Here is an 11,564-nt window from a genome sequence, read left to right on the forward strand (position 1 = left end):
TCTTTAGGATATATAGATTATCAACCATCCTATAATCCATTCAAAGGAAGTCAGGTCTTCATGCTGGATTTCACAGAGGAATTAAAACCTCAATTGAAGCAACAAAAAATAAAAAAATAGCTAAGTATGAAATGACGAAACACCGTCTCGTAATTTCATACTTAGAGATGTTTGAAAGTGAGTAAATTTTCAAAAAAAATTTTGCTAATCCGAACGAAAATTTCTATTTTTACTACGTAAAATTATTACATTGGATTTTACCGCTTTTTGCAAATGTCCTATTTAAGGCCCTTCACAAGATGCTACAGCGAAAACGCTTATCAATAAAAGGATGAGAAGAATTACAAAAATCCCTCTCTCTCCGCTGGTTGAGAAACTAAATTTAAGCAAACCCTTGTTAATTAAATAATTAGCAAGGGTTTTTTTGTTTTTATTAATATCAAAATTATTCATTTATGTATAACGAAAAGGTCAAATTCGGGTACCATAAATAGCTAAAATTCTTAATAAATAAATTTTTAAAAGACTCAATGGAGCGGTACTTTAGAAGTAATCTAATTGACTTATTCAGTATTTAAACATCTTGTGGAGTGAAGAAGTTAAAATTAGATTAAAACATTTAAAAAGTTTGTTTCTAAATAGCCATTGACAATTTTTGCAGATACATCAAGAAAAATGTTCTTAGCTAGAAACCAACACTTTAAGAAATCTTATTTAGAAATCTTTTTTTTATTTCTTCTTTTATGTAATGTTCATCATCTCTATCTAAAAATCCCAGAGGTGCGTAATCGGTATATTTCTTTTTAAAATCTGAGGCTATTTTATGATAAACGTTATCCTTCTTAATGTATGGCGAATGGTATCTGTTTATTTTATCAAAATCTCTTTCAATATCATTGAAAAAAATTTTAAAGTAGCTTTTGTCATTGATTTCTTTTTTCCACCTGATAAGCCAGTTAATCTGACTTGCAATGGTATTAGTATTGTCGGGATATCTTAGCTCTTGCCTTAAGAAGAAACGAGGATTTTGATCCTTAAATGTAAATATAAGGTCATAATTTTTACCCATTCTTTCGTTAAAATCTGAAAGATTAAGCTGAGCCATTTTTAGAATTTCTGCATTTTTTTCGATTATTTGCTCAGAGATGTCTTTTTCGATTACTATTATACCCACAAAAAATATTTTAACTGAAGACAAATATACTGAAGAATTTTCTTCTTGGTTTACAGATTTTAAAGTAGATAAAAAGTCAAATGACTATTTAGTTATGACTTTATATCAAAGCATAAAGTATTCAAGCATGACGTATCAGTTTTTCTGTAGTTTAAAATAATGTATAGGTAAACAAATCACACGCTTAACATTTTATAGAGACTGTCGGTTTCTTAGAAATCTACTACTTTTATCAACGGAAAAATATTTTTGTATTTCTGAACGGATTGAATCACACCAGCTAACAGTCTTTACAAATGATAAATTAAAAATGTATAATCTTTTTTATTTAATGTAATCAAGTACATTTTTCTTTTCTAAAGTGAAAGTTGCTTTAGATGCAGTTTCTATAGTGACGGATGAATTGCTGTCAAGTAATGTCTTCACTATACAAAAAGTTTCCGAACTGACCTTAGAAACATCAATTTGATTAACTTTTACAATTTTTTCATTTAGACTCAATGCAGATAATTGAGGAATTTGTAATTTGTTGACGATGATCAAAGCGTCTTTCACAGGTGCTAAAGAGATCCCGAAAGATGAGTATTCTGGTAAACCTCCATTTGGATATAGCATAATATTTTTATGAATAAAGTCAAGCTGAACCTCGTAGTTTTTCATAAATCTGGTTCCTAAAAGGTTTCGTGAATCGAAGCTGCTATCCACCATCTGCATTCTTAGATTTGAATTATTAATTTGAACCTCCATTAAATCTACATACTTTTTTCCTGTGCTTACGCTGCTGATTGATTGAGCTAACATTCCTTCGAAAGTTAAAAACTGATCGTCCCTTACTCGATTATATGAATTTTGATCGAGCGTAAATCCCATTGCTGAGCCAGTATCAAAAATATACTGCAAGTTCTGATTTCTAATTTTAACGTTTATCCGTGGGACACCGGTAAAGTCCTCCTCGGAGAATGGAATCTGTAGAAAATTTGATGATTTTATGTCATTACTTTGATCAGATATTGTTATTATCTTGTTCATAAAATCAAGTTTCCAAATCTTTCCTTTCATCATGTTGGCACCAAAAACACCGCTTATTTTTTGACACGCACGAGAACTCATCCAACTGACATCGGCAAAAGAGAAATTTACTTTTTTCAGATCCAGACCTCCTATTTGTAGTCTATTTGTAGAGAATACATCCATCTTGGATTTCGAATTGTTTGCATCGATTCCTTCAAATATGATGTTTGTTTTTCTTGCGTCGAGTTTATCCTGCAATTCAGGTGAAATAATAGTGAATGCTCCGGTATCAAAAATAAATTGATGCTGATCATTTTTGATTTTTACTGCAATCACAATTTTTCCGTCAATTAATTCAAAAGGAATTACTGCGGCGTTATAAAATAGAGGAAAAAGTAAGAAGACAATCCTCAAAGAGTGAATTGTGTAAGTTTTCATTTTCTTGTTTTTGGTCAAAACAAATATAGGACTTAAAATGAAGACTGCCTTTTAATTAGCGGTGTTAATGCAATATTTTTATGTGCATTACAACGCTTAAACGCTCATTTTGTATGATACACAGTCTTATAGTACAAGCATTTTTATCGTCGTTACTATTGTTGAAAGTCTTTCATCTTCCTTAGATCTGCCAATGCAGAAAGAGTTGTCATGTCCTGCATTTCAACAGGAATCTGTTAAATGAATCAGGTTGCTCATTTGGAAGCTCTGTTTATCAATTTACGAATTTCCTAGACGGTATTAATTTTGCATTTTTATTTTATCACCAAAAATATTCAAATATGTTAGCAATGAATTTTCGCGGATCTTTCCGCGTGCGTGCAGACCGCAACATGCCGGAGCCGCAAATAGAACATCCGGAAGACGCTATTGTGCGGGTTTTGAGATCCTGCATCTGTGGTTCAGATTTACATCTTTATCATGGCCTTGTTCCCGATACGCGTGTGGGAACCACCTTTGGGCATGAATTCATCGGGGAAGTGGTAGAAATCGGTTCTTCCGTACAAAAACTGAAAGTAGGCGACAAAGTAATGGTGCCTTTCAATATTGCATGTGGAAAATGTGCTTTCTGTAAACAGGAACTTTTTGGGAACTGCCACGAATCAAATTCAATGGCTACTGCAGTAGGAGGTATCTTCGGCTACTCCCATACGGCGGGTGGCTTTCAAGGTGGGCAGTCCGAATATGCGCGCGTTCCGTACGCAGACGTGGGACCAACCGTAATTCCTGACTGGATGGATCCTGACGATGCAGTGCTGCTCACAGATGTCGTTCCCACCGGCTATCAGGCAGCAGAGATGGCTGGTATTCAGAAAGGCGATAACGTAGTAATTTTCGGTGCCGGGCCTATTGGTATTATGGCTGCGAAATCTGCGTGGCTTTTCGGTGCGGGTAGAGTGATCGTAATCGACCATCTGGAATACAGGCTTGATTTTGTAGCAAAATATGCACAATGTGAAGCTTATAATTTTAATAGTATTGGCGACCCGGTTGTGTTTATCAAAACCCAAACTGATTCCATGGGTGCAGATGTCTGTATAGATGCTGTGGGTTGCGAAGCAAAAGGAAATTTGACCAACACGGTTCTCGGAACGAAGCTGCTTTTGCAGGGTGGCTCTACAACCGCACTTCATTGGGCAATTAATGCCGTGAAAAAAGGAGGTATAGTGTCAATTGTAGGTGTTTACGGCCCGATAGATGCATTGGTGCCAATAGGAAATATAGTGAATAAAGGAATTACGATTCGTGCAAATCAGGCCGCTGTAAAACGCCACTTGCCCAAGCTCATTGAGCATGTGAAAAACGGAGTTCTGGACCCTAAACAAATCATTACCCATCGAGTTCCGCTGGAAGAAGTGGCAGACGCTTATCATATATTTTCACGAAAGCTTGACGGCTGCATAAAGACAGTGCTTATTCCGCCAACCGCATAACGAGTTTTAACTAAAAAAATATTACGACATGCTTACAGACGAAACAAAGCCTTCCGATTTTAAAAAAAGTCAACAGGCAGATTATACTCATATAAAAGGTTGGGGAATAGATGCCGATTCGAAAAACGACCCCACCTATCCTATAAAAAAACGTACTAATGAAGAACATGAAGGTTACACGTGGGAACGGCCCGCACTACAGACCCAAGAAGTTGAGATTTTAAAGTCCGTTGAACGTCCGAACTTAACTGCTGTTTTTGGTACTGCTTCACCACCGGAAGGTATCAACGGAGCCATCAGAAAATTTGCTTTTCGCTACAGTGAATCTAGCTATGGCAGATGGCTTCCACTTGTACTTGCTGACCGTGTAGGTGCAGTTGAAGGTATTATTGAGGATTTAAAAAAAGGATATGTGCCCAATATCTTCGCAGAGCGCGGCTGGGGAGCTGAATGGAAGTACAATAAAAAGAATTTTCTTTTGAAAATTGCCGTTGTAGGTGCAGTGACAGCAGTCGCCTTTACCTTAATATCATCAAAAAGAAAAAAATAATAATTAATCTATTTATGGTCGGGATTTCCCGACCTTTTTTGGCTCTAATAACTTTACTATAATACTTGTTACAAAACGGCAAGGATATTGAGTGATTTCTGAAATGTGATTTGAATCACATATAAATAGTGATTTTAATCCTCTTTTTAAAAGAATAAGATAGCCACCTTTGCATTACAAATTAAATAAAAATAAATGAGTAAAAAAGTTTTATTCGTGCTTACGAGTCACGACAAATTGGGAGATACCGGTAATAAAACCGGATTTTGGACAGAAGAATTAGCAGCCCCTTACTATGCATTATCTGATAAAGAAGTAGAAATTACTTTGGCATCACCAAAAGGAGGCCATCCACCGATTGATCCTAAAAGTGAAGAACCTTCATCGCAGACCGATGCTACTCGCAGAATGGATAATGATGAGCTATTACAGGATAAATTAAAAAATACACACCAATTATCAGAAGTCAAAAGTGAAGATTATGATGCCGTGTTTTATCCTGGTGGTCATGGTCCGTTGTGGGATTTGGCTGAAGATAAAGTTTCACAACAACTTATTGTTGATTTTTATACCAATAGTAAACCTGTCGCATTTGTATGCCATGCTCCCGGAGTTTTGAAGGATGTAAAGATAAATGGCGAGTATCTGGTAAAAGGGAAAAATGTAACTGGATTCACCAATACTGAGGAAGAGGCGGTACAGTTAACTGATGTTGTTCCTTTTTTGGTTGAAGATATGCTGAAAAAGAATGGTGGTGTGTACAGTAAGATCGAAGACTGGAGTCCTTATGCGATAGTTGACGGAATATTAGTAACGGGACAAAATCCTGCGTCTTCCGAAAAGGTGGCAGAGGAACTTTTGAAACTTATTTAGAAAAATTCCACATAATAATTTATTAGGAAAGCGGCTAAAGCCGCTTTTTTTAATTTACATACTTTCTTTTCTGTTACTTATTAATAGATAATCTTTCGTCTTCATGCTGTCTGTAGGTTTAGGTTGAAATTTCTATTGGCATAACAGAGAATATTTCGAACAGTTAAAGTGTTAAATATGACTCCAAACGAAGTTTATGAATATATCCTTATTGTTAATATAAAAATAGGATAGCCGTTCCCAAGCAAGATCATCAAATATTTTCACAAGCAGTTTTTATAATTTTTAGAAAATCCTGAATAGGAATGTCACACAGAACCTATACAGTTAAAGTAAAGATATATTTCAATATGCTATCAGGGATAATTTTTTTTTGGAAGCTACTTGACTTTAACAAACTTAGAATCCTTCACAAAAAATCGCAAAGGTAAACTGGCATGTTCCTGTGCATAGGCAATACCGATTCTTGGTACGGTGCTTACCTGGGATGTATGGAAGGAAATTGCACGATCTTCAATCCAGATGCGATCTCCTGTCAGGATATCTTTATTAAAAGAAGAGTCGATTCCCAGAGCCTTGGTCACTGATCCGGGACCGGAAGAAATAGCCTTCTGATCTGCCGGCATTTTTCTTCTCATTTCCATGATCTCCAGGCCTTCAAGTGGTTCGATGCTTCTGATGAGAACACATTGCGGATCGTCTTTTACCGATGTAACTACATTCAGCAGGAAATGGATACCGTAGCAGAGGTACACGTAAGCAACGCCTCCTTCAATGTACATGGTTTCCGTTCGCGGCGTCCGGCGGTTTCCATAGGCGTGAGAAGCTTTGTCGAGAGTACCGAAATATGCTTCTGTTTCTACAATAATACCTGAAGTGATGCCATCATCTGTTCGGGTACAAAGTATTTTTCCCAGTAAATCTTTTGCTAAAAATTCAGCACTCGGATTTGTATAATATGATGATGATAATTTCATGATTTTGCAGGATTATTTATTATTATTCTTTAGAAAAGCTGTATTTCTGATCTTTCAATATGGCTGAAATTGCATCTGACAGTTCAAAAAGTTTTCCGTTGTGGTTATTTCCTAATAAGATGACCGTGAACTGTTCATTTAAATCAGAAACTAATATCGCTTCATAACTTCCGGCTCTTCCATCGTGTGAATGCGCGGTTAACTTTTCATTATTAAAGGTCGCTTTTCCCAGTGCTGATTGAGTTTTTGGCAAATTAAATTGTTGTCCGAGCTCATAGACAGATTTAGAACTCATTATCTTGTTTTTGTGAAGATAATCTGTCCATTTTAAAAGATCTACCGTTGTTAAATAGGTTCCTCCGGTTATGTCTAGATCAGCTTTATCCGGAACTAAATCATTATTAAATCCGCGGGCAATATTTTCTTCATTTTCGAATGGTGTCAGAATCGAGGAATTCATTTCACAAGGTTTAAATATGAATTTTTCAGCGTACTTTTTAATAGGCATTCCTGTTATTCTTTCCACAATAAACTGTCTCAGGAAAATGTTATTGTTATTATAGTCATAACGTGTGCCGGGTTTAAAATCAAGCGTGTCAACGAGCATTAAACCATCAAAAAGGTCTTTGTCATTTTTAATCTTTTTCCAGTTGACATTAGGGATTCCACTGGTATATTGCAACAGATCTTTGATGCGAACCTCATTAGCCCATTTGGGTAATTCTGGAATAAATTTAGAGACTTTGTCAGTTAATTGTAGTTTGCCTTTTTCTTTCAAATGCATGATTGCAGCGGCACTGAATTCTTTGGTTATTGAGCCAATATTAAAACGATAGTCGAGCGTTAATTTTTTAGTTTTTGAAGCATCGGTAAATCCAAAAGAAGTATGATAAATAATTTTATTATTTTTTGAGACGAGCACATTTCCATTAAAGAAACCGGCCTGATGTGACCTTTTCATAAGAGAATCAATTTGATTAATCTTCTCCGATTGCGCGAATATGCTATGAACGGAAAGTAAGAAAATCACAAAAATGGAGAATAGTTTTTTAGAATGTTTCATATTTAAATAGGTATGCTTATTAAGAACTGAATTATCTTACCATACAAAGATATGCTTATTTTAATACTATGCAATACAAAGTAGTGGAAAATTTATTTTTACTACTTGGGGGTGTCCTAATGTTCCCATTAAGAAAGAAGCCATATATAATTTCCGGTTGAGAATAAAAAAGAAGGCCTTCAAAAGCCTCCTTTACAGTAACAATTTTTATCACCATTAATTGTCTCTGATAACGTGCCCTGTTACGGAAAGCGTGTGAGTTCCGGTCGAGTTGATGTAGGTGCCGTTGATTGTAAAATCAATATATTGCCCTACGGCTCCAAAATTTATAATCTGTAATGTTAAAGTACTGCCTAAAGAAGGAATTCCACTCGGTGATGAGCCGCTTCCTATTACATCCAGATGATTGAAAGTGGTGTACGTTCCAACTCCCGATATATTTGAAACGACCATTTGAAAACCTCCAAGTCCCGAATTGGGAGGATAACAGGTAACCACCATAGCATTCGTGCCTGTAGAATATTCTGCACCGATTGGAGGAAGCAGATTCTTAGGTGATTGGCTGTCAATTTGATAAGTTATATATTCATTGACTGCAGTACAAAGCGTGATATTCCCAAGATTAGTAACAGGGCTCACGCCCGTGAAACTGATTCCGCTACTGGTCTGCATATTGGCAAAATCATAACCTTCTAAGCTAAACTGTTGATTGGCATTACAAGAAAGAATGTTGATCGAAAACATACCATTGGTAACAATCGCAGTACTGCTCTGAAAATAATTGTTTGAACTGCCTCCAGTCTGTACAACAGCAACTCCGTTAGTTACGTTTGCTCCAGCACAGTTCTTTAAAGTTCCGGTTACTGTAAATGACGTATTGGCAGAAGCAGGGATGATAATATCCGGTAAAGTATGAAGATTTCCTGCCGTAAAAGGTCCTACATTGGCCGTATAAAGCACAGTACCGCAAAAATTATATACTTTGAGAACCAGCGTTTCATTTGCAGGAACCAATCCTGAAACTGAACCCGTATTATCCGTCATGCCGTACGTTTCATAAATCTGCGTGCTTCTCTTTAAGCCAATTTTTAAATTACTCAATGGTTGCCCGGCAGAGTTTTTTACATTCACTTTCAAAGTTGCAAGCGGTAACTGTAGATCACAATTCCACCATGAAAAATGGCTTACGTTTCCTACATAGGTATTTCCGACTTTCGTTGCAACGCCTTCTTCCTGCCATAATCCTGAGGTTTCATTGAAAGCCCATAGCGGAATTGCTGCAGGAGCTGAAGTAGACTGAGCAGCATCGATTGCTAAAGTTATTTCTGCTGTATGATTTGTGGCAATCTGCAGTTTTTGCCCTGAGGAACCGGTTAATTGTACGTGAAGCATACCAAAAGTTTCCATAATTCTGGAGTTCCCGTTAGAGTTGGTAGCCAGGAATGAACCAGGCATCAATTCGTTTAGATACATATTGGACGGTGCTAAATGAAACATCGCGACGTTTACATTTCCAGTATAGTTGCCACCACTTTCATCTTTAAAACTTCCGTCAAATTTCACTTTTGTGCCATTTGGCAGAGAAACAGTAGAAGGGATTCCCGAATTTACCGTCATCGTATTGGTAGCAGGAATCATCATGATATTGATTCTATTGTTCCCTGTGGTGGGAACTAATGTTCTGGTCCCATTTAAAAATCCTGCTTTGGTCACTTTAACATAGGCGAAGTTTTCTTTTACATCTGCATCACTGATTGCGAAGAGACCTTTAATATTTGTCTGTGTTGTCTTTGTACCAACTGTAACGGTAGCGCCAGAAACCGGAATTCCATCTGTAGACAATACCAGACCGTGAAAATTTCTTTGAGCCGAGTTTCCAAAACTGAAATCGCCCGCAGCATTTGTCTGATCGACTTCTTCTGTATTACTATCAGTTTTACAAGAAACTAACAGAAAAATTAAAGCTAACAAGGTGTATAGTTTACTCATATGTGAATAATTAAAAGTTTTGGCTAATTTAATTAAAAATACATGATGAAAACGTTTTTTTTAAGTAGTAGCTGCAAATTAGCAGGTAAATTGTATAAACATCGTATTTTACACGGTCAAATACGAATAGCCAACAAAAAAATATAAATAAGTAACTGATCGTTTTTTACCAAATGGTAAATATGTCAAGGTAAGTATTGTTTAATTTTGTAATAATGAATGAACTAATAAACTATATTTTGAAGTTTGGAAATTTGAACCAACAACAAATAGAATTTATCAAAAGCAAAACAACTGAACTGGAATTCAATACAGATGATTTTTTTTCTGAAGCAGGAAAAATTCCGATGCACATAGGTTTTGTTCTTGAGGGTGTCTTTCGTTGTTATTACTACAATAACAGAGGTGAGGAGGTCACAAACTATTTCATTGATGAGTACAGTTTTGTTTCGGACCAGCAAAAATTCGATGCACAAATTGCAGCGTCAGAATATGTGCAAGCTGTTACACCTTGTAAGTTACTTGTTTTCACAAAGAAAAGTTGGGACGAACTTTCAAATACAATTCTTGATTGGGATAGAATCGCTGCAAAAGTGGTGCAAAAATGTTTGATGGATGCGATGGACAGAAGAAGTCCATTAGTTTCAGAAGATGCTACAACGCGATATTTATCGTTTCTGGAAAAATTTCCAAAAGTGGCCAATCGCGTTCCGCTTTCATATGTCGCCTCATATTTAGGAATTACGCAACAATCATTGAGCAGAATAAGAAAAAATATTCGATAAGATGCTTTTTACCAAATGGTAAATGCTCCTCTAACTAAAAAAGCAACCTTTGTATCATTAATTTAAATAAATAAAAAATGAGCAAAAAGATTGTACTAATCACGGGAACAAATAGTGGTTTTGGTTGGCTTACCGCAAATACAGTAGCCTCTTTAGGGCATCAGGTGTATGCGACTATGCGAGATACTGAAGGAAAAAATGCCGAAAAAGCAAACGAGTTGTCAAAAGTAAAGAACATTATTGTTTTGGATGTAAACCTGACTGATGAAACCAGTGTGAAAAATGCGGTGGAGAGAATTATAGCTAAAGAAGGCACAATTGATGTTTTGGTAAACAATGCAGGTTTCAGCAGAAATGGTGTCGCAGAAAGCTTTACCAAGGAAGATCTTCAGGAAATGCTTGACATCAACTTGATAGCACCTTGGAGTTTGATCAAAGCGGTCTTACCATCTATGCGTGAGAAATCTGAAGGCCTGATCATCAATATTACAAGTGGATTTGGAAGATTTGGATTCCCGTTCGCTGCAATGTACAGCTCTTCAAAATTTGCATTCGAAGGATTGAGCGAAGGGCTGCACTACGAATTAAGACCTTTGGGAGTAGATGTGGCAATAGTTCAACCGGGCGCATTCCCAACCGAGATGTCTCAAAAATTGGCTTTTGGCTCCGATTCTTCTGTTAATGAGGGGTATTCAGCGATTGCTGATTTTCCAAATAAGATGGGAGCCGCCGTTGGACAAATGTTTGAAACTTTAAAACCGAACCCGCAAGATGTTGCCGATGCAATAGTTGGCCTTATTGATTTGCCAAAAGGACAGAGGCCGTTAAGAACCGTCGTTGATCCATTTACGGGAGCTTTTGTAAAAGCCGCTAATGATGCGGTAAAAGCAGAATATGAACAGGGCATCGTCGAATTTGGAATGAAAGACCTTCTTATTTAATTATTGTTGTTTCATCAATGGATCAAAACATTGAAGCCCTCATCAAAATGAGGGCTTCTGTAATTTTATATTGAATTGTAAACGTGGAATTTATAAATATAGATAAGTTAAAACGATTAGCTTTCCAAAAACGAAAAATAAGCAGAAAAAAAAGTTATTGAGCTTCAGAAAAAAGGCAAGTTCAAAACTTTTTTTAAAATTATCTTATTGGATTAAAAATGGTCACGATTCATATGATCTTTTTCGTGACCCATCCTGAAAATTCGGAAA

Annotated in this window: 10 protein-coding genes; 5 read left to right on the plus strand and 5 right to left on the minus strand. The window is 36.3% G+C overall.

The genetic code is table 11. The features are described from left to right. Nucleotides 1–700: 700 nt before the first annotated feature. Both PGH12_RS01940 and PGH12_RS01945 read right to left on the minus strand, forming a co-directional pair. Nucleotides 701–1,174 (minus strand): hypothetical protein, encoded by a 474-nt coding sequence (locus PGH12_RS01940; RefSeq protein WP_267599965.1) that lies wholly within the window; start codon nucleotides 1,172–1,174, stop codon nucleotides 701–703. 324 nt (nucleotides 1,175–1,498) lie between these two features. Continuing rightward, nucleotides 1,499–2,623: an aspartyl protease family protein gene (locus tag PGH12_RS01945; RefSeq protein WP_267599966.1), complete on the minus strand. Its 1,125-nt coding sequence runs from the start codon at nucleotides 2,621–2,623 to the stop codon at nucleotides 1,499–1,501. A gap of 392 nt (nucleotides 2,624–3,015) precedes the next feature. On the opposite strand from PGH12_RS01945, the gene PGH12_RS01950 reads away from it, so the two are divergent. From PGH12_RS01950 to PGH12_RS01960, 3 genes are all read left to right on the plus strand, one after another. After that, nucleotides 3,016–4,116 carry a zinc-dependent alcohol dehydrogenase gene (locus PGH12_RS01950; RefSeq protein ID WP_324290991.1) on the plus strand — a complete coding sequence of 367 codons (1,101 nt, stop codon included), beginning with the start codon at nucleotides 3,016–3,018 and terminating at the stop codon, nucleotides 4,114–4,116. A gap of 28 nt (nucleotides 4,117–4,144) precedes the next feature. After that, nucleotides 4,145–4,666: a hypothetical protein gene (locus tag PGH12_RS01955; protein WP_267599968.1), complete on the plus strand. Its 522-nt coding sequence runs from the start codon at nucleotides 4,145–4,147 to the stop codon at nucleotides 4,664–4,666. Nucleotides 4,667–4,861: 195 nt separating this feature from the next. Beyond that, nucleotides 4,862–5,539 (plus strand): type 1 glutamine amidotransferase domain-containing protein, encoded by a 678-nt coding sequence (locus PGH12_RS01960; protein WP_267599970.1) that lies wholly within the window; start codon nucleotides 4,862–4,864, stop codon nucleotides 5,537–5,539. Nucleotides 5,540–5,919: 380 nt separating this feature from the next. Here PGH12_RS01960 and PGH12_RS01965 read toward each other — a convergent pair whose 3' ends face one another. The 3 genes from PGH12_RS01965 to PGH12_RS01975 all read right to left on the minus strand — a co-directional run bounded on the left by PGH12_RS01965 (nucleotide 5,920) and on the right by PGH12_RS01975 (nucleotide 9,568). Further along, nucleotides 5,920–6,516 (minus strand): DNA-3-methyladenine glycosylase, encoded by a 597-nt coding sequence (locus PGH12_RS01965; protein ID WP_267599971.1) that lies wholly within the window; start codon nucleotides 6,514–6,516, stop codon nucleotides 5,920–5,922. Between the two features lie 22 nt (nucleotides 6,517–6,538). Continuing rightward, nucleotides 6,539–7,477, minus strand: coding sequence for a serine hydrolase domain-containing protein (locus PGH12_RS01970; RefSeq protein WP_267599973.1), 939 nt, complete (start codon nucleotides 7,475–7,477; stop codon nucleotides 6,539–6,541). 318 nt (nucleotides 7,478–7,795) lie between these two features. Further along, nucleotides 7,796–9,568, minus strand: a complete 1,773-nt coding sequence (locus tag PGH12_RS01975; RefSeq protein WP_267599974.1) for a carboxypeptidase-like regulatory domain-containing protein — start codon at nucleotides 9,566–9,568, stop codon at nucleotides 7,796–7,798. Nucleotides 9,569–9,783: 215 nt separating this feature from the next. Between PGH12_RS01975 and PGH12_RS01980 the strand changes: the two genes are divergently transcribed. Both PGH12_RS01980 and PGH12_RS01985 read left to right on the plus strand, forming a co-directional pair. Continuing rightward, nucleotides 9,784–10,353, plus strand: a complete 570-nt coding sequence (locus PGH12_RS01980) for a Crp/Fnr family transcriptional regulator (protein WP_267599976.1) — start codon at nucleotides 9,784–9,786, stop codon at nucleotides 10,351–10,353. A gap of 77 nt (nucleotides 10,354–10,430) precedes the next feature. Then, nucleotides 10,431–11,294 carry an SDR family oxidoreductase gene (locus PGH12_RS01985; RefSeq protein ID WP_267599978.1) on the plus strand — a complete coding sequence of 288 codons (864 nt, stop codon included), beginning with the start codon at nucleotides 10,431–10,433 and terminating at the stop codon, nucleotides 11,292–11,294. Nucleotides 11,295–11,564 lie beyond the last annotated feature (270 nt).

This window comes from Chryseobacterium sp. CY350, from assembly GCF_027945075.1.
Lineage (GTDB): Bacteria > Bacteroidota > Bacteroidia > Flavobacteriales > Weeksellaceae > Chryseobacterium.

Coding starts and splice junctions, on each gene's coding strand:
- PGH12_RS01975 (WP_267599974.1), bottom strand. CDS start 9,568: ATGAGTAAACTATACACCTTGTTAGCTTTAATTTTTCTGTTAGTTTCT.
- PGH12_RS01980 (WP_267599976.1), top strand. CDS start 9,784: ATGAATGAACTAATAAACTATATTTTGAAGTTTGGAAATTTGAACCAA.
- PGH12_RS01985 (WP_267599978.1), top strand. CDS start 10,431: ATGAGCAAAAAGATTGTACTAATCACGGGAACAAATAGTGGTTTTGGT.
- PGH12_RS01965 (WP_267599971.1), bottom strand. CDS start 6,516: ATGAAATTATCATCATCATATTATACAAATCCGAGTGCTGAATTTTTA.
- PGH12_RS01960 (WP_267599970.1), top strand. CDS start 4,862: ATGAGTAAAAAAGTTTTATTCGTGCTTACGAGTCACGACAAATTGGGA.
- PGH12_RS01950 (WP_324290991.1), top strand. CDS start 3,016: ATGCCGGAGCCGCAAATAGAACATCCGGAAGACGCTATTGTGCGGGTT.
- PGH12_RS01945 (WP_267599966.1), bottom strand. CDS start 2,623: ATGAAAACTTACACAATTCACTCTTTGAGGATTGTCTTCTTACTTTTT.
- PGH12_RS01955 (WP_267599968.1), top strand. CDS start 4,145: ATGCTTACAGACGAAACAAAGCCTTCCGATTTTAAAAAAAGTCAACAG.
- PGH12_RS01970 (WP_267599973.1), bottom strand. CDS start 7,477: ATGAAAAGGTCACATCAGGCCGGTTTCTTTAATGGAAATGTGCTCGTC.